Raw genomic sequence first — 22,307 nt, 5'->3', positions numbered from 1 at the left:
GAAAAAACGACATCGGTCTAGAGTTAAAAGGAGTTTTTTTGTCATTATTGGAATAAATGTTTTCAAATGGACTTTTAAATTTCTAGAATTAGCACTGGTAGTTGCGAAGCTAGTAGATGTTCTCCGAGATCTGCGAAAGTAATGAGCGCGAATGGGAAACTCACCTAATTTTATTTTTTAATATGAAAGGTGGCATGAAAATGATTGGAGATATCTTAAAAAAAACGCGGAGTATCTATGGGTATAAAGCAAAAGATATGAGTGTGAAACTCGATATTTCTCCAAGTTATTTATCCGAAATTGAGAATAATAAAAAGAAACCATCTTTGGATATACTTGAAAAGTACGCCAAAATTTTTGATATGAAGGTATCTACCTTGATTCTATTATCTGAGGATCATGACGATGCCTTAAAAACTAATAAACCTCAAGAATTTATTAAGAGGATGATGGTTAAGCTCATTGATGTCATGTCCAAGGATGAGGTGAAGTCCAATGGCGAGAATAGTACAAAGGTATAAGCTAAATCAATGTGTATTCTATAAATTAAAGAGTAAGAAACAACTCGCGTATTTTTTAAAAGTTGATTATGAAACACTCAGAGAGATTAATGAGCTTGTACATTACAAATCATTCTCGCTCCGAACTGAGGGTAAAAAAGATCGTGATATAACAGCTCCTAACAAAAAACTTAAGGACTTACAGAAGCGAATCCACAATCTGTTGCTTAGAATAGAGCGTCCAGATTGGCTTATATCTGGAGAACGTGGGAAAAGTTACATAGATAATGGGAAAATGCATCAGAATTGTAATTATGCATTGTGTATGGATATAAAAAGCTTCTATAAAAATACTAAGCGAGAGTATGTTTTTCGCTTCTTCACTGAAGAGATGTTAATGTCTAAAGATACAGCAAAAGTAGTCACTGATATCCTTACTTTTCAAAATAGTATCCCCACTGGTAGTCCCGCAAGCCAACTCATTGCATATTATGCTTACCATCGCATGTTCCATGAAATTGAATCTATTGCTACTAATAAACATAGTTGTGTTTTTTCTCTATATGTAGATGATATGACCTTTTCAAGTGACACACCTTTTGAAGTGAATGTGTTAAGAAAAGAGATAGATATTCTCTTAAGGAAATATGATCATAAACCAAGTTACTCTAAAACGAATTATTATTCACGGAATAAAGCTAAACCTGTTACTGGCACAACAATATCAAAAAATCATGAACTTCTGATCCCCAATACATTACAGATGAAAATCAAGAGAGACTCTGAATTGGTGTTACAGAAGGGGAGAGAATTGAGTACAAAACAACGAGCGTCTTTTAATGGTCGAGTGAAGGCAGCAAGAATTATAGAAAAACTTGCTTTTCCTGAACTGAATAAATTAGCTGAAAGAATGTTAAATTGATTAGCTTGAGGATAAGCTGAAATAAAAGTCGCAATAAACTGACAAAGCAGGTTAGGGCGCTCCAGCTTAGTTGGGGTAACCCGTTTAAGTCTCGTCCCTAAACTTAAAACACAAATTTCGACTAGCATTACAATAACGGAGAGAGCACATCTTAAATTAAAGGAGAACGTGGTGCTTAGTGAAATATAGTTTTGACACACTTTCAAGCGACGATTTTGAACTATTGACACGTGACTTATTGCAAAAGCATTTAGACATTTATTTGGATAATTTCAAAAGTGGAAGGGACGGAGGTATAGATCTAAAAAGTAGTACATCAAAAGACAAATCACTTATAGTCCAATGTAAGCATTATCTAAAATCAACATATTCGAATCTTATAACAGAATTAAAGAAAGAAGCTAAAAAGGTTCTAGTACTAAAGCCCTCACGGTATATTGTGGTCACATCTCAGGGATTAACACAAAAAAACAAAGAAGAAATAAAACAAATTTTTGAGCCATTTATTAAGTGTACAGAAGATATTTTTTCAGCTGAAAATTTGAATAACTTACTTTCTAAATATCCAGAAATAGAGAGGAAACACTTTAAGTTATGGTTATCTAGCCAGAATATTCTTGACAAAATAATTCACAATGATGTTATGAATAAGTCTGAGAATGCTGTGGATAATATTAAAAAGAAAATAAGCCTTTATGTGCAAAATCAAAGTTTTCACCTAGCAAAAGATATCTTAACAGAAATGAATTATTGCATAATCGCAGGAGCTCCGGGTATTGGAAAAACAACACTTGCAGATATATTAATCCTAGATTATATGGCGAACGATTATGAAATTTACAAAATTACAAATATAAATGAAGCATTCAAACTATATCATCAGGAAAAGAAACAGATGTTTTATTATGATGATTTTCTCGGTCAGACTAGTCTTGAAATTAAATTAAATCAACAAGAAGATTCAGATATCTTACAATTCATATCATTGACTAAAAAATCAAAAAATACTAAATTTGTCCTGACTACAAGGGAATACATTCTGAATCAGGCCAAATTAATTTATGAGAAATTAGAAACTTCAAATTTTGATTTTCAAAAGTGTGTAATAGATTTAGATGATTATACCAAAATGGACAAAGCAAGGATTCTTTTTAATCACTTCTTTTTCTCAGAAATGCCCAGAGAGGTCATACAACAACTCTTAAAGAATAAGAATTATTTAAGAATTATAAATCATACTAATTATAGCCCTCGAATTATCGAACAGATGACCGTTTATTATAATGATGAACCAGATAACTATGTTGAAAATCTTCTCTCAAATTTAAATAATCCATTGCGAATTTGGGAGCATCCCTTTAATAACCAAATATCTAATTGTTCTAGAAACTTGTTACTTGTAATGGCTTCTTTGCCTGCTGATATTTTATTAAGTAATTTAAAGAAGGCTTTGGACTCGTTTGAAAAAGTTAAAGAAGAGCATTCCAACTCTAAAGACTTTAACAAGGCGCTTAAGGAACTCGAAGGTAATTTTATTAATATAAGTTTTTCGGATTATGAAAGTGATCATGTTATAAGGTATAACAACCCATCCATAAAAGATTTTGTGGAGAATTATATGACATCACACATGATAGAATTTTCTTATTTATGTCAGTCGCCGGTTTTCTTTGACCAAATCATTCAACTATGGAACTTTTTAAATAAGAAAGATGTTAATAAAAGATTTGTTCGTGATAGTTTTCAATCGTACACGGAGAGCATAAGAAGATGCTTTACTTCCCCTGATTTAAAGATAAAACCTGCTCCAAATCCATGGGATGAAATTGATAATAGCGGTGAGGATTCTATCTCGCTGTTTGATAGATTCTTTTATGTGTTGGATTTATCAACAATCATTCCATCAAGAACTATAATTCCAATAATAAATCACTTAGAAGAGGTTTTATATAATGCTGTAAAAGTTACAAAGCAGGATAGTAAGAACTTTTTAATCTTCTTAGCAAAAATCGATAAATATAATTATCAAAGTATCAAAGGACAACGCGGATGGATAAAAATGTTTAAAATGGTTCTGTGGAACAATTTAGACAATATTTACACTTTTAATATTGTTACTGATTTCCTTAGTGGATATCCCCTTGAATTTGATGAGTCAGAGATTATTGAATTAAAAGGTCTTTTTAAAGAATTTCATAAAAATGAGATTTATGATTATCTTGATGAGGCATCAAGTTATGTCGAATTAGAAGATTATTTGAGTGTGTTCGAAGAAATTAACAACTTACTAGAGATTGAAACAGCTGAAGATCTGGTGGTTGAGATTGAGAATAAGAGACATGAACTCTCCGTATTGTTACATGAGCCGGAACCTGATTATGATGAATATAATGATTGGGAATATTTTGGAAACAGAAATGAAGATAGTGATATAGATTCATTATTCGAAGGTTTAAAAGATCCATATGAGTGATATTTTAAATGGAAGTTGTAATATGTGAGGAATGCCAAGTTGGCAACTCACACTCAACTTAATACTATAGGAAAATATTATATAGATAACAAGAGGAAGCACCACTAAGACACAGGGATACCTGGGTTTAGTGGTGTCTTTTATTGTTAAACAGTATTTCTGAAAGAAGGAATCTGTTATGGCTATACAAGAATCACTCACAATTCAGAGGCTTGGGGAGCGCTTAGAGGCTACAAAATTCGCTCTCGAATCCTTATTTGCTAAGAAGATTGGATTGGTATTGATCTTATTCATTTTCACCTCTACTTGTGATTTTTTATGGCTTTATTTATTTCCAATTTTGATACCACATCGGATTAATGCTTTTTCCCATTCCAGTTTGCCTTATTATTCTTCATAATCTTCGCTATCTGAATTTGAAATTTAACTTCATCTGTCAGTTTTGTATATGGAAGCTCCGTATTCCAAGCAATAATATAGGCAAATTTGATACATTAAACTAGTGTCTTTTTAATGAACAGAGAGCGCATTAGAAGAGCGATTGCGTATTATTGTACACGAAAACTTTGAAAGGTAGAAATAGTTCAAGGAGAAACCAACACTGATAGTTTATTATTGAATAAATTCACACTGCTTTAACGCGAGGACAGACTATATCTGATATCCTGTATTGGAAGTTATGAGAAACTAAGACCAGTATCTATTGCATCGTTATCATCCTACGGTTATTAAAGAATTATTTGACATACGGTATGGTAAAAAAGTACCTGTAGCATGCGCTGAATAATATTTAGAAAATGCGGTTGAGTATGTCTATTAAACAATCTAATATTGGTGACTGATTATTTGGAATAGTAGTCACTATCCCAATCAAAAAGCTATTCTATATATCAGTGTACATTTTCAATTATATAAGTAAAATTAAGGAGAGACTTTATAAAGAAAGTTTGAACTCTATTATTTCAATTTAAAAAATGGGTGGATGAGTATGATTAGATATGAATTTCAAAAATTAACTCCTAAGAAAAACGCAGATATAAAAATATATGAAGAAGCTTTAGACTTCGCAATATCTCAAGATGACATACATAATATAGCAATTACAGGGGCTTACAGTGCGGGTAAGAGTAGCATAATTGAAACATATAAGGAGAAAAAAAAGGATAAAAAATTTCTAAATATTTCTCTCGCTAATTTTTCTAATCTTGAGTCGAGTTCCTTAACAGAAGATCATAGTGAAAAGACAAAGGAGGCTACTATAGAAGGCAAAATTCTTAATCAATTGATTCACCAGATAAAACCTGAAAATATACCACAGACCCATTTTAAAGTAAAAAAAAATGTTTCTTTGGTAAGCATAATAATACATCTTTTTTTTATTGTTGTTACAGTGTTGTTGGCTTGCTATGTATGGAAATTTAATTCTTGGCGCTTATTTGTATCAAATTCTCCAGATTTATGGATAAAGAAGTTTTTAGGTAGTACCACTTTGGATACCTCTCTAGTTACTGCGGGCTTTATTTTGACCATTGGTTGTACATATGTAGTTTTTAAAGTGATCCAAATGATCAGTGTTAATAAGATTTTTTTTAGGAAACTAAAGGTTCAAGGACAAGAAATAGAAATATTTGAGAATACGAATGAATCCTATTTTGATAAATATCTCAATGAAGTACTTTACCTCTTCGAAAATGCTAATGCTGATGTAATTATATTCGAGGATATTGACAGGTTTGATACGAATTTAATATTTGCCAAGCTTCGTGAGGTAAATGTTTTAATTAATCGTAAATCTTCTATTAAAATAATATTCTTATATTTAATCAAAGACGACACATTTAATTCAAAAGATCGAACTAAATTCTTTGATTTTATTATTCCCATAGTTCCTATCGTGGACGGGTCAAACTCGTATGATAAACTTGTAGAGTATTTCAATGAAGGAGGGATTTTGAGTCATTTTGATGATTTTTTCTTGAAAAGCATCTCCCTCTATATTGATGACCTTCGTCTTCTAAAGAATTTATATAATGAATACTTGATTTATCATGGGAGAATACAATCTACAGAATTGGACCCAAATCGCTTGTTAGCTATAATTACGTATAAAAATTTATTCCCTTATGATTTCAGTGAACTGCAACTTAATAAAGGCTTTGTCTATAGTATCATGCAAAAGAAGAGTACTTTAATAAACGAAAAAAGAATAGAGCTTGAACAAAGAATAAATGAGCTTACCCTTCTTTTAGAAGCATCAGATAACGAACATATTGAGAATATTGATGAATTGGAATCCATATATTTTCTCCCTAATTATATGTTAAAAGTTAATGATAAAACGGTCAATCAATTCGAAAACAAAGGCCAGTTTATAAAAGCTCTCAAAGAAAATATTGAACAAATTTCTTTTTTTAATGCTAATTATAATCGTTGGCAGAGTTTTAATTTTGAAGATGAGTATCAGAAGGTTTTAAACAATGAACATTTTAAAGAACGTAAAGAACTTTTAGAGTTAAAAAGGGCCAGTGACAGAAGTGATTTACAACAAAAAATCAAAGATTTAAAACAACAGTTACTTGAGGTTGAAAGCTTGAGGTTATATCAATTAATCTCAAAAGAAAATATGAGTCATATTTTCAATATAACTTATATAAATGGCGTAGGTATTGAGAATAAATTTGAAGACATAAAATCAAGTCCGTATTTCGATCTTATAAAGTATCTAATAAGAAATAGATACATTGATGAGTCTTATCAAGATTACATGACTTATTTTAGGGAAAACAGTCTTACTCGCGGTGATAAAATCTTTTTAAGAAGTGTAACAGATCTTAATGGTAAAGAGTTTTCATATCCCATACACAACGCTGCTCTTGTTTTGTCTAGGATTAGAGATGCAGAGCTGAAGAATGAAGAAATACTGAATTATAACTTGTTAACCTTTATGCTGGAGAATAATGATTACAGACTACCAATCTTATTAAAGCACGTTGAAAGAGGGAGCAGATACGATTTTATTATTGGTTATTGTGAACATGATTCGAGTATAAATACTAACGTAAGTTTGCTTGTTTCTAAAGTGAATAATTCTTGGATAGAGTTTGCAGAAGGCTTGCTCAAAAATATTGAATTTACTGATCATACTAAACATTTCTACTTATTGAATAGTTTTTATTACTCCTCAAAGGAAGACTTGCTTAGTCAGAATATTAATGAATGTATTACTAACTATGTTTCAAGCCAAGAAGATTTTTTAAATATCATTAATCCGAATGTTGATAAGTTAATTGATGCATGCGAATTATTAAATATAAGATTCAAGCTTATAAATTTGCAGAATATTGATAAAGAATTATTCAATCATATATACATGGGATCATATTATGATATAAATTTCCCTATGCTTTCGCTTATTTTGGAGCAGATATACGAGTTAGAGTACTCTGAAGACTTTGTGCATAAGAATTTTTCTTTATTAAATACACGTAAGGAAGAGCCAGTAGTTAAATATATCTTGAGTAGGATGAACTTGTACGTGAGGACTTATCTAAAGTTTAGCCATGGAAAAATAGAAGACGAAGAGAATGTTGTTGTCGAGCTCCTCAATAATCGGGATTTATTCCCCCAGTATAAGGAGAAATATATAGAAAGTTTGAGAACTTTAGTTACTGATCTGTCAAAAATAACTAATGAGACGATTAGTAGACACCTTGTCCATGAAGGGAAGATTAGCTATACAGAGGTTAACATATTAGCTTATTTAAGTACTATAGGTTTGGATGATACCTTGATAAAATTCATCAACGAAAATGATAAGACTTTGATATTTAATGAAGACATGTTTAAAGATTATATGGGAGATGGCCAGGGAAATATTTTTAAAGAAATTGTGGTGTGCACTTCAATACAGGACGATAAGTATGAGATGTTGATTAAAGGTTTCAACATGCATTATAAAAAGTTTAGTCATACAGATATTTCACATCATAAAATTGAAATTCTTATACGGAACAATGTAATTTACATGAGCGAAGCAAATTTAACATTTATAGAGGAAAATTACCCGGATCATATTGTCGATTTTATTACAAGAAATATAGACATATATTTAAAAGAGATGTTGCAAAAAAATCTTCTTTCCAATGATTATCTATTAAATTTGTTAGAGAGCGAATCCATAACAGATGAGCATAAACTATCCTTGTTGGAAGGATATGAAGTACCAATCTCTGTGTTAGACAAAAAAGAATATTCGGAAAAGTTAATTTCCTATATTTTATTGAATAATTTTGAGATCAATGATCTTGCTAAAATAGTTCAAGGTTACCATCAATATAGTCATCTATTATCAAATAATATTGCTAAAGTTGTTTCTAGACATATATCTCAAATTATTGGAAATCGATACTCAGTACCATTTCAACTATTGTTAAAGCTAATTGGGACTGGAGATGTTGAATATTCGCTTAAGTTTAATTTATTCTTGGATCAATTTGATTTCTTGTCTTTGGATCAAGTTAAGGAGTGTTTGCTTGAATTAGGTTTGAAAGAATTTTATGATTTGTTTGACAGAAAGCGACCTAGGTTTGAGAAAAGTGCAAACAACAAACAACTTCTTGAACTATTTATTCGAAGAGGTTGGATTAATGACTATAAAACGGAATCTGTTGATGGTCAAGAATATTATAGAGCTGCGGGGAAAGTAAAGATTCAAGAGTCCGAGTCCGTCTAATGATAAAATGCGTTCTAAGAACATCTCAGTACAATTAGTGTACGAGATGTTCTTTTTTAGGGGCGTAGGCTCATAAGAGTAATTTTAAAGAAAGTATTTTACGTCGTTACAATAAGCATAAAAATGAATTCATGGAAGAGAGTAACTTAATAACTGATCTTTATTGAGTGATCAACTTAAATAACTGCAAGGAGAAGGAAGGGGAATTATCCCATTTTATATTATAAAATTTTCTCGTTTATCTGAATTCATGTTATAGGAATTTTAAATTAATGATATAATAAACGGCTAAACTGGGCTATTTTAGTCTCAATTGATGATATAACTCACATGTCCATACAGGGGTTGTTCAACAAGGGACATATTTTGATACGAAAAAAATGGCTGAAGTGTATTGGGACATGTACAAGCAACAAGGTGAATGCGAGTATGTATACAAAAAGTAATGATAACTGAAAGTAATAATAACTGAAAGTAATAATAACTGGTAGTGCTACGACAAAATGAAACAACAGAAAAGCGACGCCTTAAGGGTCGCTTTTCTGTTGTTTCATTTACTTGTGATTTGAGGTGACTCATTTAATGGGAAAACCATATTTGGATTAGAGATAAAGTCAATTAACCTTTTGGCAGCGGGAGACAAGTAACGATCTTTTCTCCATTTTAATACTACTTCCCATTCCCATCCGTTTTCCTCAATGGGAATCCATACTAAGCCGTCTAACATAAGTCCCAATGTTTGAGGGAGTACAGATACTCCAAGACCGGCTTTAATAAAACCCGCGACTGTTATCAAATCCTCGGCGTCATAGGTGGAAGCGAGTTCGAAATTGGTATCTTTGAACCGTGTGGTTATAGTGGCCTTTAATCCACAATTTTTTTTCAACCCTACGAAGGGTTCTCCAGATAATTCAAATAAGCTTAGACTCGATCGATTAGCCAAGTGATGTTTAGCTGGAACCACGATAAACAAAGGTAATTTACGAATGGCAATCCACTCATGGTTATCCAATGTTGATTCTTTAGAAGTAATTAGCATATCAGATGTGCCTTTATCCAAGTATTCATTGATATCTCCGTGGTTACCCTGATACAAATCAAACCGAACCTTAGGATGGTGTGCTTGATAGTCTCTAATAATGGAAGGAACCAGGTCTACTCCCAAAATATTAAGATAAGATACGTGAACAACGCCGGTTTCGGGATTAGACCATTCGTCAATTTCCTGAATGCCATTTTGAATGTTTTTTAATGCTTCTTCAACCCACTTGCTAAACATATGCCCGTACCGATTTAACTGAACATTCCGGCCATTACGTTCAAAAAGCGGGACACCGAGTTCATTTTCGAGTTTAGATATAGCGTGACTTAAAGCTGGTTGAGTAAGATTTAATGCTTTAGAAGCCATAGTCATATGTTGAAGTCTTGCTACGGTTAGAAAATATTCTAATTGCGTAAGCTCCATACAAGCACCTTCTTTACATTAATATTAGTAATTGATTTTATGAAAACTATAAATTAGACGCACATCTTAATCAAGCTTAAAATAAGATTGTGCTTAAAGAACGCTTAGCTAAATGTAAGAAAGCGGCTGCCTTCTCAGGGTGCCCTGTAATGAACCGTAGTAATGCTATGGAGGACAAAATCAGAAAGGAGTTGTATTAATGTCAGCATACGTTATTTTTATTCGCGAGCAGACTAATGAACCTGAGGAATTAAAAGTTTATTCTTCCAAAGCTCCCGCAGGACTTGCTGGTCATCCAGTTAAACCGCTCGCCATGTATGACACCCATGAAGTCATTGAAGGACCGCAGGTTGAAGGTGCAGCTCTGCTGGAATTTCCAAGCTTTGAAGAAGCCAAGGCATGGTATTATAGTCCAGCTTACCAAGATGCCGTAAAACATCGACTTAAAGGCGGGACATACAGAGGAATCATTATTGAGGGAATATCTAGTGGCAATTAATCATTAAGAATTCTACAAAAAGTAAGTATTAGATGATTTATAAAAATTATATGCATTTTAGGAGGATAAATAATGGCAATTACTTATGCAAGCCCATTGACGGAATATGAAGGAAAAAAAATACTGGTGACAGGCGGAACTAAAGGGATGGGCGAAGCGATCGCCAAAAGATTTGCCGCAGCTGGAGCGACAGTTTTAACGACTGCGCGCTCGATTCCAACGGATCTGGCCGATCCAAATTTGTTTGTACAAGCAGATTTAACTACCAAAGAAGGCGTCGAGAAAGTCGTTCAGGCTGTTAAAGATCGCTTCGGTAGCATTGATATTGTGGTCAACAATGTTGGAGGAAATAACACACCTCCTGGTGGTTTTCTTGCAGCAAGTGACGAAAATTGGATTGAATCTTTGAACTGGAACCTTCTGGCGGCCGTTCGATTGGATCGTGGATTGATTCCATTGATGCTTGAACAAGGAAAGGGAGTCATTATCCATATTTCGTCAATCCAAAGAGTTTTACCTTTGATTGAGTCAACGATCCCTTATGCTGCAGCAAAAGCGGCTTTGAGTAACTATAGTAAGAGCCTTTCTAAAGAATTTTCTCCAAAAGGTATCCGGGTTAACCGTGTATCCCCAGGGTTTATCCAAACGACAGCTGCTGACGCTATGATGGAGAATATTGCTCAGGTGACAGGAAGCTTTGAAAGTGCGCTCCAGTCGGTTATGGATGCCCTGGGAGGTATTCCAATTGGACGTCCTGGATATCCAGAAGAAGTTGGTGAGCTTGTTGCGTTCCTTGCTTCTGATCGTGCTGCATCGATTACCGGTGCCGAATATGTAATCGATGGAGGAACTGTCCCTACAGTTTAACTTTACGAAGACGTAGTTTTTATGACTAAACTCTATCCTTCCTTAAAGTACGGAGGTAAAAGAGAAAATGGGGTTAGCTCAGGTGGAATACTTGGAAGATTTAACTGGCGTTTCTGGTTTCGTTGCAGCAGAAGTTCAATGCATGGAATGAGGTTAAATGATAGGAGAGATATGTATGTTAACATCATTAGCAAACCCGATTCAAAAATTTATTGGAGCTACAAATGATCACAATACGGAAATCCTGTTGTCCGTTTTCAATGATTCTAGTGTTGTTAGTGATCATGGCCGTGAATTTTCCGGCCTAAAAGAAATTAAAGAGTGGGCAGATACCTATTATATCGGCATGAATGTTACTCTTGAGATTAAAGAGGTTACTGGTACTGGTGATAATTACCTTGTAAGTACTCTTGTAACGGGGGATTTTGAGGGAGGACCATTCCCTTTTGGTTTTCACTTCTCCGTAAACAATGATATAATTGCAGGTTTGAAAATTATTGGATAATTCAAATTACCAATTTCATTCACCGACTAAAAAGACTCGTAAAATAAGCCGGTTCTTCCAGAAGAGGTGTAAAACATTTTGAAAGAAATATGAAGTGAGAAATATAGGCTTATTCCAACTCGAACGATGAGTGAGGAATAGGCTTTTTTTGCTTGGTCATGGAAAGTTGAAATAAATAAATCGAACGATATGGAGCGGGTATGCCAATATATAGTGAGAAGAGGAAGGAGATGGATGATGAGTGAGACAGAAAAGTACATAGAACTTGTGGAATTAACCCGGGCTGGGGACTATGAAGCTTATGGCGAGTTATATGAGCTGACGGTGATGGATGTGTATCGAACTGTTCGTTTTCTGATTCGTGACCCTTCTGAAGCTGAAGACTTGGTACAGGAAATCTATATTCAGGCATACAAGTCCTTAGAGCGATATGATTCGGAAAGAGCCTTTCGTCCTTGGTTAATGGGTGTGGCGATGCGTCAGGTCCGAAGTTACCGGCGTAGACGATTGATGCAGTTTCGTTTTAACAAGCGGATGGAGAAGTCTGATACGGGGCTGGAGTATGATTTTTCCGGTGATTTAATCAACAAACTGGCAAATCGTCCTCTGCTCGAACAGGTGCACCGATTGCCATACAAGCTGCAGCAGGCCATCACTCTTCACTATTTGAACGAGTACACACAAGAGGAGATTTCATGCATATTGGGAATTCCACTGGGAACGGTGAAATCGCGTATTCATGCGGCATTAACCAAGCTGAGGCAGAAACAGAAGTTAAATCCGGGTATTCGGGGAAAGGTGGAGGAACTGCATGAATCTAGATGAACAGTTGCGAGCATCCTTCCAGGAAGACACGAAAGATTGGAACATTCCTGAGAGAACAAAACATAAAGTCATGAATGCAATTCGAAGTGAATCACGTCACAAAAACCATCGGAAAAAATGGCTAGTTACTATGCTGCTGGCTGCTGTACTCATCATTCCCACGGGAGCTTACGCTGGGTATACCTTTCTTGTTGACGGAATGTATGGTTCACAGCAGAATATATCAGCGGTGGGTGGAACATCAGAGGATTATATGAGACTGGAAGCGAAGCTGCAGACAGCCAAGGCACATTTAAGCGCAGAGGAATTCAATCAATTTATGGGTCTGATGAAGCAAATGGGGCAAATGTCTTTGAAGTATGCGGATCAACAAGGAGAGCTGCACCCCGAGCAATGGAGTGTCACAGAACAGATGGAGTTTAAACGTCTTACTGCAGAACTGGAACCATTTTTCACAAAGCTGGAAGCAGCAAGTGTAGACTCTTCAAAAGAACCTTTGGCCCAAGAGCAATTTTGGGAGGAACAGTTAGCAATGGCAGAGACGAAGTTTTCCAAGGAGCAGTTTACCGAGTTCAAGCTGTTGTATAAACATATGAAGCAATATGAAGCCATAGTGATGGATCGGGATGGGAGCATTCATGAAGAGCGGTTGTCTGCGGAGCAGAAGGAAGAACTGGAGCAGGTACGCGAGCAGATTTATCCCTTCTTGGAGAAGTTGGGACTGGATGTACGCAAGCCGGGCGAGTAACTTAACAATGTTAAGGAAGCGGAGGAGCAAAGGAAGCCATTCCTTTTGCTCCTTTCGTTTTGTAGGATATCTTCTTATCTGCTCTGCACATTAAGTCGATACTGATGCGGCGTGGTGCCTGTTGCATTGCGGAAAACTTTGCAAAAGTAAGATGGGCTGGACATACCTACACGGTGGCCTATTTCCGGAACAGTATGTGTGGTACTTGTGAGCAACACGCAAGCATGCCGAATACGGGTGGCCTGAGCGTAAGCAACGATGGTGGTCCCGGTAGCTTTTTTAAATATATGGGACAGATGATAAGGCGAGAGATGCAGTGTGTCTGCGATATCCTCCAGACGAAAAGCTTCATTGAAGTGCTCTTCAATCCACTGCATGACAGCTTCGGCATGAGGATGCAGAACGGGAGGATCTTTTGGGAGCGTATTAGAGCTGGGATACTGCCTATCTTTCCAAAGGTAGCGAAGCTGTGCGAGAAGTCCAAGTAAAAAAAGTCGTATATCCTCTTCCGCTTCATGTGGAAGTAGCGAAGGCAGAATGCTGGCAAATTGCTCAATCATGTGAACTAGCGGGGACGCAGCGGCAAGACGGATCGGTTGAAGTGGAGATGCTTGCCCCAGAAGGTCTAATATGAAACGATTTGAAACGGCAAATTGCCGAGAGTGTGGGTTCAGCAGGTGCGGCTCATACATCAGTACGCTGCGAATAAAGGGATGCTCTTTCGTGACTTGAATCTGAATCCGATGCAGTTGAAATGGACGGAAAATCATCAGTGTACCTGGTTCAAGAGGGAATGCCTGTCCCTCTGTTATCAACTGTCCATGTCCATCATGAATATACGTGATTTCTATCTGTGAATGAGCGTGAAAAACCTCTCGAAATGCAGTTGTGGAGGTACGACGGTATGCCAAATTAAATTGATCTTCGGTGATGATGGGCATTAGGAATGCCTCCTCTTCAAGAGCGCAATATAGTTTTATTTTATCACAAGATGAACGCATAAAAGCGCTTTATTATTGTGTATTGTGAAGGGAAAAGGGAGGTATGCATCGATGTTGAAAGTGGCCATTATTGGAGCAGGCGCAATCAGTACAGCGCATATTACAGCGTATTTGGCATTTCCTGAACGATGCCAGATCGTAGCTGTAGTGGATATGTACGCGGAAAAAGCACAGAAGCGAATTAACGATTATGGTTTGGAGGGAGCACAAGCTGTTACCGATTACCATGAATTACTGGATCAAAACATTGATTTGGTTTCGGTCTGTACCCCTCCTTATACCCATGCACCGATCACATGTGATTTTCTCCATGCTGGTACGCATGTGCTGGTCGAAAAACCGATGGCCTCTTCTTTACAAGAGGCGGATATGATGCTGGAAGCGGCACAAGAGAGTGGTAAGTTGCTGTCGGTTGTGGCGCAGAATCGTTTTACGACTCCAATGATGAAACTCAAAGATGTACTGGATAGCAAACTTATGGGTCCCATTGTCCACGTGCAGGTCGATTCGTTCTGGTGGCGAGGCCATAGTTATTATGATCTGTGGTGGCGTGGTACATGGGAAAAGGAAGGCGGTGGCTGCACGCTTAACCATGCCGTGCATCATATCGATGCCATGCTCTGGATGATGGGTCCGCCTGTGGAATTGCAGGCCATGATGGCAAATACGGCGCATGATAATGCTGAAGTAGAGGATATTTCCATAGCGATGCTTCGTTTCCAAGAAGGAGCACTTGGTATGATTACCAGCTCCGTGGTACACCACGGAGAGGAACAGCAGTTGATTTTTCAGGGCAAAGAAGCAAGGGTATCTGCACCTTGGAAGGTCATTGCTTCAACGGCTCGGAGTAACGGATTTCCGGAATCGAATACAGAACTGGAACAACAAATTCAGAAACTCGCTGACGAATTACCGGATGTTATTCATGCAGGACATGCCGGGCAAGTGGAGAATGTGCTAGACGCGATTGTGACTGGATCACCCCTTTTGGTGGATGGACAAAGTGGTCGAAATACGCTGGAGTTGATCATAGGGATATATAAATCGTCCAGTACTGGAGAGAAGGTGACTTTCCCTTTGAAGGTGGAGGATGCTTTTTATACAAGGGAAGGGATGATGCAACATGCGGTGCACTTTTATGAAAAAAAGACGGTGGTGGAGAACTTCGAGGATTTGAGTATTACCCTGGGGGGCAAGTTGGAGTCTTAGTTGTATAACATCAAATGAGGCCAGATCCACAGATATTGTGAGATCTGGCCTCATTTGATTGGAATCCTACTCACTGGCAATATGTTTGTATCGAGGGTCTCCCGTCACTTCTGAAGCCCAGAACAATAGAGAGATATTCAGCATGCAATCATTGATGACCCAGCCATATTTGTCTTCATTCCACGCACGAATGAATTTACCTGCCGCCTCCCGATAGCTTTCCTCTCCTGTCATATCTTACATAATCCACAGCATACCCGGCCAGAAACCTGAAACCCACCAATCGGTATTGATGTTATCATACTTGCCATCATCGCCTGTAAAATGAGGACATTTATCCCCAATGTTTTTTTCATCTCAGGCAATAAACGACTTCAAAGGATATTATCATTGGCATCAATGCGGGGAAATCCTCTTTGTCCATGAAGGACAAGAAGGGCAAGGCATTGTGGTTTTGAATAATCATACCTATCCTATTCCTAAAGGTATACTCTTCTTTTTTCAGCCATATCAACTGCATCATGTCTATGCCGAGGTTCATCCAGATACCACGTATGAAAGGAAAATTTTCTATGTAGAGCTTATTGCAATGGACCGATATTTGGAAGCGTTCACGCATCGCCTTGCTTTTTTTTTTCGAGGTTGTGGAAAGGAAGAAATCCACAGCAGGTTTTTAATTTGAGTTCATATATGAATCAGCTGGATTGGGTATACAGAAGTTATCACCAGTCACGTAGTCGGGTTGGGGGAGAATGGGAGGAATCCGTGCTGTTTTTGCTACAACTATTAAATGTTATGGATCAACAAAATGATGGGGAACAGGCGAGTCAACCACACTTAGACGAATCACGTCAATTAAGGCATGGGGAGAAGATGATGCATTGGATTGAAGAGCACTATATAGATGAAATCCGACTGGATCATCTGGCAGACGATATCCACTTATCCAAGTCTTATGCTTCCCGTATCTTTCAGCAGGAAACAGGAAGCAGTATAACGGACTACGTCACAGCCCAAAGGCTCAAGCGAGTTTATTTTCTGCTGGAAACGACAACTCTGTCCGTTGAAGAGGTTGGCAGGCGGGCGGGATTCCCGAATGGATCTTATTACATTCAATTATTTCGCAAATCGGCGGGAACCACTCCGCTACAGTATCGGCAGCATTTGGAACGCAGCAGCAGACATTAAATCACATAAGGTTAACTGCTGATGTTATTAAAAGTAGCGTCAGTAGTGCTACAGCCACTTATCGGCCCACCGTTCCACGGCGCTTAATGCGCGCCCCAGCTCCGTACCTTTGCGGGACAACATATATTCTGTCCGAACAGGACGTTCCGTAACCACATGACGCACGACAAGTCCCTCTTCCTCGAGTTCTTTCATTCGTTCATTAAGTACCCGTTTGCTCAGGTCCGGGATATAAGCGTGAATTTCACTGAATCGTTTGGGTTCTTCCATTAATGTATGAATAATGAGGGCTACCCATTTCCGGCCAATGATCTGATAAGACTGTTCCACCTTTTCGCATATTTGCTTGGCATTCTCATCATCGCTCATAATAAGTGCTCCTTTGGTTTAGTTATGCTTATTATAGCATTAGTATACTTATTGTAACCTGAGTGTCCACAAGCCCTATGTGTAAAATGTCACATACCAATTGTTCTTAATGTTACCACATAAAGCGTTAACATTAAATAAAAACCCTATAAACACTGGTGTTCACAGGTTGGACACGATTGTTGACGAATTGTGACGACAGGTGTAATATGGGTAACGTCAATTCAATTGGTTACAATTTATAACCTTGATTAAGGTTGTGGAGAGAAGGAATGTTCCATGTTTAATTCAGGTCGGATACACAAGCGGAGGTAAGGCGGGGAACTCCCCCACTAATTCCGTCTTTTGTCATGCTTGGATTTGAACATTTTGCATCATCATATACTATACTGCACAGATCACAGGAGGCACTCCAATGGACGCAATGACATTTGTCCTCTTCGGGGCAACAGGCGATTTAGCCAAACGCAAGATTTATCCTGCACTATATAATTTGTACATTGATTCAAAAATGCCAAAATCCTTCTCCGTTATCGGTCTTGGACGGCGCGAATTGTCGGATGCTGACTTCCAAGCGAATGTTGAAAAGTCACTGCATACCTTCTCCCGTCAAACACCGGAAGAAGAAGCTCAGGTTCGCGATTTCATTGGAGCTTTCCGTTATTGTTCTTTAAATAATACGAAGCTTGAAGATTACACCAAATTGCTGGAACTGGTTCAGAAGCGTGAGCAAGAGCTGAATATTCCCGAAAATCGCATGTTCTACATGTCGGTAGCACCGGAATTCTTTGAGCCCATTGCACTGAACATTCAAGAAAGCGGCTTGGGTAACACCAAAGGCTGGAAGAAACTCATCATCGAAAAACCATTCGGACACGATCTGCAATCTGCGCGTGAACTGAATGAGAAACTCAGCAATACTTTTGCAGAAGAAGAAATTTACCGTATTGACCATTTCCTTGGTAAACCGATGGTACAAAATATTGAAACTCTTACCTACGCAAATCCGGTCATTCAGGCTTTGTGGTCCAACCGTTACATTGCCAATGTACAGATTACGGCGAGTGAAACGGTTGGTGTGGAAGAACGTGCCGCGTATTATGACCAAAGCGGTGCCCTTCGTGACATGTTCCAAAACCATATGCTTCAATTGCTGATGATGATTGGTTTGCATTTGCCAAAACGCTGCACACCTGAAGAAATTCAATTCAAAAAGCAGAAAATTGCTGAAGCTCTTCGTCCATTGACGAAAGAGAATATCGCTTCCGAAGTCGTTCGTGCCCAATACGGAGCAGGCGAACTGCAAGGTACTCCTGTTGTGGGATATTTGGACGAGCCTGGTATTCCAGCTGGTTCTCAGAATGAGACTTATGTTGCTGCGAGACTGTGGATCGATGATCCATTCTGGAGCGAGGTTCCAATTTACATTCGTACAGGCAAACGCCTGGCTGAAAAATCGACCAGAATTGTTGTTGAATTCAAGGCTCCGCTCAAAACAGGTCATGAATCCGAAAATACAACAGAGCCTAACCTGCTGACGATTGAAATTGGTCCGAAGGAAAGCATCTCGCTTCAATTGAATGCGAAAAACCCACTCAACCAAGGCGAAGTGGAACCAATGCATATGAACTTCAACTCAGGTGAGCGCAACATTCCGGAAGCTTACGAAAACCTGATCTTTGACGCGATGCGTGGCGATTCTACATTCTTCGCTCACTGGAATGAAGTTGAACTGGCTTGGCAGTGGGTACAACCGATCCTGGAAGCATTCCAGGAAGGCAGTGTGCCACTGGATACGTACAGCGCAGGTTCGCAAGGACCTGAATCCGCAGATCGTCTGATCGCAGAGAACGGCTACCGTTGGTGGTAAGTGAAACGAAATAGTGAGCATAAGAGAAAAGAACGGTACAATCCGTTCTGCTCGATAATATGCAAATTTTAATAAATTACACCGTTCCAATTTTGCATAAGTCCTTCCGGTAATACCCGGAAGGCCGCGAAAATTTTTGATATAGATTAGTTGGCTCAATCTAAATCAGTTCATAACAATTACGCGCGAGGAGTGAAGGAGACGAAATCGATTCTGAAGAAGCGAAGCGTTCGCCTTTGTCTCTATATTTTAACAATTAACATTATTAATCAAAAAAATATGGAGACAACAGCAATCGAAAGAACGATTCGTAACCGGAACGGCTGCTGCGCCACATGGTTAAGCACTTATTTTGGAATTGGCCAGATAAAATTAGAAATGTTCATAACAGGAGGAACTTAGCAATGAAACTTGGACTTATTGGATTAGGTAAAATGGGATTGAACTTGGGCAGAAACCTGATTGACCACAAACATGAAGTGGTTGCTTTTGACCTTAATGCTGAAGCTGTAAATGAAATGAAAGAATACGGTGCAACAGGTGTATCTTCCTATGCAGAAATGGTGGCTTCCCTTGAATCTCCACGCGTATTGTGGATCATGGTTCCCCACAACGTGGTTGACGCTGTACTGGCTGAAGTAAGCCCACTGTTGTCAAAAGGCGACATCATCATTGAAGCGGGTAACTCACACTACAAAGAGTCCATCCGTCGTTACGAAGAAATGAAACCTAAAGGCATTCATTACATGGATGCTGGTACATCCGGTGGTATGGAAGGCGCACGTAATGGCGCATGTTACATGATCGGTGGCGATCCTGAAGCTTGGGCAGTCGTTGAGCCTGCGTTCAAGGATACTTCCGTTGAAAATGGTTACCTGTATGCTGGTAAAGCAGGTAGCGGTCACTTCCTGAAAATGGTTCACAACGGTATCGAGTACGGTATGATGGCTTCCATTGGTGAAGGTTTCGACGTATTGGAGAAAAGCGGCTTTGATTTCGACTTCGAACAAGTGGCCCGTGTATGGAACAACGGTTCCGTTATCCGTTCTTGGTTGATGGAATTGACAGAACGTGCATTCTCCAAAGATGCGAACCTGGATGAAATCAAAGGGGTTATGCATTCTTCCGGTGAAGGACGTTGGACAGTTGAAACAGCATTTGACCTGCAAACTGCTACGCCAGTTATCGCCTTGTCCCTGTTGATGCGTTATCGCTCCCTGGAAACAGACACATTCACAGGTAAAGTTGTCGCAGCATTGCGTAATGAATTCGGCGGCCACGCTGTAGAAAAAAATTAATTCATATATAACTGTTAACATATACGGATAATCGGGTAATGATAAGTATAGCTGTTTACAAAATTCATCAAGTGGAGGGAACATATCATGAAATTTTTCTTGGATACAGGTAATGTTGAAGAAATCAAACGGATCGAACGTCTTGGTCTGGTAGATGGAGTCACAACCAACCCGTCTTTGATTGCCAAAGAAGGTCGCGTATTTAAAGAAGTGATTCAGGAGATCTGTGGCGTTGTGAAAGGCCCGGTCAGTGCTGAAGTGATTGGACTTAAAGCCGAGGATATGTTGAAGGAAGCTTATGAAATTGCAGAGTGGGCGCCGAATGTAGTGATTAAACTACCGATGACCGAAGATGGACTCTATGCTTGTCATGAACTGACTCAAAAAGGAATTAAAACGAATGTAACGCTGATCTTCTCTGCAGCACAGGGTCTGATGGCGGCGAAAGCTGGTGCAACGTACATCAGTCCATTTGTTGGCCGTCTGGATGATATTGCGGTGGATGGCATGAAGCTAATTCGAGATCTGCGTCTCATTCTGGATACGTACGATCTGCCTTCCGAAATTATTGCAGCAAGCATTCGTAATATCAAACATGTGGAGGATGCAGCACTTTCCGGTGCGCATATCGCCACTATTCCGGGCTCGCTTCTGCCAACATTGTGGAAACACCCACTGACAGACAGCGGCATTGAGCGCTTCCTCAAAGATTGGGAATCCGTTCCGAAATAATAAAATGAGGACAGTGGCCTGAATTCTCAGAGCCATATTCCATAAAAAAGCCTTCCGTTTTGCAGACCAAATCTGCTGGCGGAAGGCTTTTTTGGTTGTGCATGATGATATCCGCGTACGAGCAGGTGCTGTCCTTCTTTTTCGGGACAACAGTGCATAAGGATAATATATAGCCTATAGCTCATCCCGCAGGGGAGGGACGCCCGATGATGAGAAGACGATGGCGAAGCCGAAGACGCCGCAAGCCGCCAAGTGGCAGGCGCAAAATGTGGTTGATTATTGTATTGGTAACAGCATTCTGTTTGATGCAGGGTTTTGCCTATGTCGATAAGAAAATGAAACCGCCCATCATGCATCTGGCAAAAATCAGAGTAAAGCAAATTGCAACGGAAGCGATCAACAAGGCCATTACAGCGCAGGTTTCCGAAGGCAAATCCACCGAAGGGCTGATTGACTGGAAAACCGATACGGCTGGGAAAGTGTCCGGATTCATGCTGAATTACGATGAGCATATGCGGATCACCGCGAGTACGATGAACATTGTGCAGTCCACTTTGCAGAACGTGCATATGTTAAAAGAAAAAATACCGCTGGGGCAGGCGTTGGGCAGTCCGGTACTGGCCTCCTTTGGTCCAAGTATACCGGTTCGTATTGAGCCTCAGGGAGCCGTCAAGGTGGATCTGAACACACGTCAGCAGAATGCGGGAATTAACATGATTCTGGTGGAAGTGTACATTCACATCATTGCCGAAGTAGCGGTGGTGGTGCCCTTTGACATGGAACCCGAGACTGTTGATACGGAAATTCCGATATCCTACCTGCTGGTAGTAGGCGATGTGCCAATGTACTACTACGATAATCAGGGCAAGCCGGTGGGCAGCAACGGAAGCAATGCACCCGCTATAGCACTGCCATCGGGTCAGACGGGTGTGTCCAGTGGTCATGGAGGGACGCCTAATTCAACCTCTCCCAATCAACAGCAGGCTCCAGCAAACGGTCTGAACGGAAATGGATTGGAGGTTGAGCCGGATTTGTCAGATCCAAATGAGGGTTTGCAGCTTGACTTGGATGTGAACCACTAATGAATCAAAGGCAAATATTGAA

At 38.8% G+C, this 22,307-nt stretch carries 20 protein-coding genes; 16 read left to right on the top strand and 4 right to left on the bottom strand.

All coding sequences use genetic code 11. From position 1 onward, the window contains the following. Window positions 1-200 precede the first annotated feature (200 nt). The 4 genes from QP794_RS19195 to QP794_RS19180 all read left to right on the top strand — a co-directional run bounded on the left by QP794_RS19195 (window position 201) and on the right by QP794_RS19180 (window position 8,627). Entirely contained in the window at window positions 201-521 is a 321-nt protein-coding gene (locus tag QP794_RS19195) for a helix-turn-helix domain-containing protein (RefSeq protein WP_110002396.1), read from the top strand. Beyond that, window positions 496-1,422, top strand: a complete 927-nt coding sequence (locus QP794_RS19190; RefSeq protein ID WP_285078503.1) for a reverse transcriptase family protein — start codon at window positions 496-498, stop codon at window positions 1,420-1,422. The genes QP794_RS19195 and QP794_RS19190 overlap by 26 nt, the downstream gene beginning before the upstream one ends. Before the next feature lie 178 nt (window positions 1,423-1,600). Continuing rightward, window positions 1,601-3,895, top strand: a complete 2,295-nt coding sequence (locus tag QP794_RS19185) for an nSTAND3 domain-containing NTPase (RefSeq protein ID WP_285078502.1) — start codon at window positions 1,601-1,603, stop codon at window positions 3,893-3,895. Window positions 3,896-4,883: 988 nt separating this feature from the next. Beyond that, complete coding sequence (locus tag QP794_RS19180; RefSeq protein ID WP_285078501.1) at window positions 4,884-8,627, top strand: YobI family P-loop NTPase; 3,744 nt, start codon at window positions 4,884-4,886, stop codon at window positions 8,625-8,627. A 550-nt stretch (window positions 8,628-9,177) separates the two neighbouring features. Here QP794_RS19180 and QP794_RS19175 read toward each other — a convergent pair. After that, entirely contained in the window at window positions 9,178-10,092 is a 915-nt protein-coding gene (locus QP794_RS19175; protein ID WP_285078500.1) for a LysR family transcriptional regulator, read from the bottom strand. Window positions 10,093-10,291: 199 nt separating this feature from the next. On the opposite strand from QP794_RS19175, the gene QP794_RS19170 reads away from it, so the two are divergent. From QP794_RS19170 to QP794_RS19150, 5 genes are all read left to right on the top strand, one after another. Next, entirely contained in the window at window positions 10,292-10,591 is a 300-nt protein-coding gene (locus tag QP794_RS19170; protein ID WP_285078499.1) for a DUF1330 domain-containing protein, read from the top strand. A 72-nt stretch (window positions 10,592-10,663) separates the two neighbouring features. Continuing rightward, window positions 10,664-11,458, top strand: coding sequence for an SDR family oxidoreductase (locus QP794_RS19165; protein ID WP_285078498.1), 795 nt, complete (start codon window positions 10,664-10,666; stop codon window positions 11,456-11,458). A gap of 175 nt (window positions 11,459-11,633) precedes the next feature. After that, a complete protein-coding gene (locus QP794_RS19160) occupies window positions 11,634-11,963 on the top strand; it encodes a nuclear transport factor 2 family protein (RefSeq protein ID WP_285078497.1) in 330 nt (109 codons plus the stop codon). Between the two features lie 237 nt (window positions 11,964-12,200). After that, window positions 12,201-12,788 carry a sigma-70 family RNA polymerase sigma factor gene (locus tag QP794_RS19155; RefSeq protein WP_483311930.1) on the top strand — a complete coding sequence of 196 codons (588 nt, stop codon included), beginning with the start codon at window positions 12,201-12,203 and terminating at the stop codon, window positions 12,786-12,788. Beyond that, window positions 12,775-13,536 (top strand): DUF3600 domain-containing protein, encoded by a 762-nt coding sequence (locus tag QP794_RS19150; RefSeq protein ID WP_285078495.1) that lies wholly within the window; start codon window positions 12,775-12,777, stop codon window positions 13,534-13,536. Before QP794_RS19155 ends, QP794_RS19150 begins: the two co-directional genes overlap by 14 nt. Before the next feature lie 74 nt (window positions 13,537-13,610). Here the strand turns inward: QP794_RS19150 and QP794_RS19145 are convergent, their stop codons facing one another. Then, the gene (locus tag QP794_RS19145; RefSeq protein ID WP_285078494.1) at window positions 13,611-14,477 is read right to left on the bottom strand and encodes an AraC family transcriptional regulator; all 867 of its coding nucleotides are present in this window, start codon (window positions 14,475-14,477) and stop codon (window positions 13,611-13,613) included. Between the two features lie 111 nt (window positions 14,478-14,588). On the opposite strand from QP794_RS19145, the gene QP794_RS19140 reads away from it, so the two are divergent. Further along, window positions 14,589-15,746, top strand: a complete 1,158-nt coding sequence (locus QP794_RS19140) for a Gfo/Idh/MocA family protein (protein WP_285078493.1) — start codon at window positions 14,589-14,591, stop codon at window positions 15,744-15,746. Window positions 15,747-15,812: 66 nt separating this feature from the next. Here the strand turns inward: QP794_RS19140 and QP794_RS19135 are convergent, their stop codons facing one another. Further along, window positions 15,813-15,980 (bottom strand): hypothetical protein, encoded by a 168-nt coding sequence (locus QP794_RS19135; RefSeq protein WP_350338881.1) that lies wholly within the window; start codon window positions 15,978-15,980, stop codon window positions 15,813-15,815. Window positions 15,981-16,089: 109 nt separating this feature from the next. On the opposite strand from QP794_RS19135, the gene QP794_RS19130 reads away from it, so the two are divergent. Together QP794_RS19130 and QP794_RS19125 are read left to right on the top strand one after the other, a co-directional pair. Next, window positions 16,090-16,428, top strand: a complete 339-nt coding sequence (locus QP794_RS19130; protein ID WP_285078492.1) for an AraC family ligand binding domain-containing protein — start codon at window positions 16,090-16,092, stop codon at window positions 16,426-16,428. A 113-nt stretch (window positions 16,429-16,541) separates the two neighbouring features. Next, window positions 16,542-16,934: a helix-turn-helix domain-containing protein gene (locus tag QP794_RS19125; RefSeq protein WP_285078491.1), complete on the top strand. Its 393-nt coding sequence runs from the start codon at window positions 16,542-16,544 to the stop codon at window positions 16,932-16,934. Between the two features lie 48 nt (window positions 16,935-16,982). Here the strand turns inward: QP794_RS19125 and QP794_RS19120 are convergent, their stop codons facing one another. Next, window positions 16,983-17,303 (bottom strand): winged helix-turn-helix transcriptional regulator, encoded by a 321-nt coding sequence (locus QP794_RS19120; RefSeq protein ID WP_024632671.1) that lies wholly within the window; start codon window positions 17,301-17,303, stop codon window positions 16,983-16,985. 415 nt (window positions 17,304-17,718) lie between these two features. Between QP794_RS19120 and zwf the strand changes: the two genes are divergently transcribed. The 4 genes from zwf (at window position 17,719) to yunB (ending at window position 22,285) form a co-directional block, all read left to right on the top strand. Further along, entirely contained in the window at window positions 17,719-19,173 is a 1,455-nt protein-coding gene (zwf, locus tag QP794_RS19115; protein ID WP_285078490.1) for a glucose-6-phosphate dehydrogenase, read from the top strand. A 404-nt stretch (window positions 19,174-19,577) separates the two neighbouring features. Continuing rightward, window positions 19,578-20,471, top strand: coding sequence for a phosphogluconate dehydrogenase (NAD(+)-dependent, decarboxylating) (gene gnd / locus QP794_RS19110; protein ID WP_163761027.1), 894 nt, complete (start codon window positions 19,578-19,580; stop codon window positions 20,469-20,471). A gap of 87 nt (window positions 20,472-20,558) precedes the next feature. Next, window positions 20,559-21,203 carry a fructose-6-phosphate aldolase gene (gene fsa / locus QP794_RS19105; RefSeq protein ID WP_024632668.1) on the top strand — a complete coding sequence of 215 codons (645 nt, stop codon included), beginning with the start codon at window positions 20,559-20,561 and terminating at the stop codon, window positions 21,201-21,203. 206 nt (window positions 21,204-21,409) lie between these two features. Beyond that, complete coding sequence (gene yunB / locus QP794_RS19100; protein ID WP_285078489.1) at window positions 21,410-22,285, top strand: sporulation protein YunB; 876 nt, start codon at window positions 21,410-21,412, stop codon at window positions 22,283-22,285. The last annotated feature ends 22 nt before the right edge of the window (window positions 22,286-22,307 follow it).

Source organism: Paenibacillus sp. UMB7766-LJ446 (genome assembly GCF_030226665.1).
GTDB classification, from domain to species: domain Bacteria; phylum Bacillota; class Bacilli; order Paenibacillales; family Paenibacillaceae; genus Paenibacillus; species Paenibacillus vandeheii.
This window is presented reverse-complemented; position numbering and strand designations above follow the sequence as displayed.

Coding starts and splice junctions, on each gene's coding strand:
- QP794_RS19195 (WP_110002396.1), top strand. CDS start 201: ATGATTGGAGATATCTTAAAAAAAACGCGGAGTATCTATGGGTATAAA.
- QP794_RS19190 (WP_285078503.1), top strand. CDS start 496: ATGGCGAGAATAGTACAAAGGTATAAGCTAAATCAATGTGTATTCTAT.
- QP794_RS19180 (WP_285078501.1), top strand. CDS start 4,884: ATGATTAGATATGAATTTCAAAAATTAACTCCTAAGAAAAACGCAGAT.
- QP794_RS19175 (WP_285078500.1), bottom strand. CDS start 10,092: ATGGAGCTTACGCAATTAGAATATTTTCTAACCGTAGCAAGACTTCAA.
- QP794_RS19170 (WP_285078499.1), top strand. CDS start 10,292: ATGTCAGCATACGTTATTTTTATTCGCGAGCAGACTAATGAACCTGAG.
- QP794_RS19165 (WP_285078498.1), top strand. CDS start 10,664: ATGGCAATTACTTATGCAAGCCCATTGACGGAATATGAAGGAAAAAAA.
- QP794_RS19160 (WP_285078497.1), top strand. CDS start 11,634: ATGTTAACATCATTAGCAAACCCGATTCAAAAATTTATTGGAGCTACA.
- QP794_RS19155 (WP_483311930.1), top strand. CDS start 12,201: ATGAGTGAGACAGAAAAGTACATAGAACTTGTGGAATTAACCCGGGCT.
- QP794_RS19150 (WP_285078495.1), top strand. CDS start 12,775: ATGAATCTAGATGAACAGTTGCGAGCATCCTTCCAGGAAGACACGAAA.
- QP794_RS19145 (WP_285078494.1), bottom strand. CDS start 14,477: ATGCCCATCATCACCGAAGATCAATTTAATTTGGCATACCGTCGTACC.
- QP794_RS19140 (WP_285078493.1), top strand. CDS start 14,589: ATGTTGAAAGTGGCCATTATTGGAGCAGGCGCAATCAGTACAGCGCAT.
- QP794_RS19135 (WP_350338881.1), bottom strand. CDS start 15,980: ATGACAGGAGAGGAAAGCTATCGGGAGGCGGCAGGTAAATTCATTCGT.
- QP794_RS19130 (WP_285078492.1), top strand. CDS start 16,090: ATGTTTTTTTCATCTCAGGCAATAAACGACTTCAAAGGATATTATCAT.
- QP794_RS19125 (WP_285078491.1), top strand. CDS start 16,542: ATGGATCAACAAAATGATGGGGAACAGGCGAGTCAACCACACTTAGAC.
- QP794_RS19120 (WP_024632671.1), bottom strand. CDS start 17,303: ATGAGCGATGATGAGAATGCCAAGCAAATATGCGAAAAGGTGGAACAG.
- zwf (WP_285078490.1), top strand. CDS start 17,719: ATGGACGCAATGACATTTGTCCTCTTCGGGGCAACAGGCGATTTAGCC.
- gnd (WP_163761027.1), top strand. CDS start 19,578: ATGAAACTTGGACTTATTGGATTAGGTAAAATGGGATTGAACTTGGGC.
- fsa (WP_024632668.1), top strand. CDS start 20,559: ATGAAATTTTTCTTGGATACAGGTAATGTTGAAGAAATCAAACGGATC.
- yunB (WP_285078489.1), top strand. CDS start 21,410: ATGATGAGAAGACGATGGCGAAGCCGAAGACGCCGCAAGCCGCCAAGT.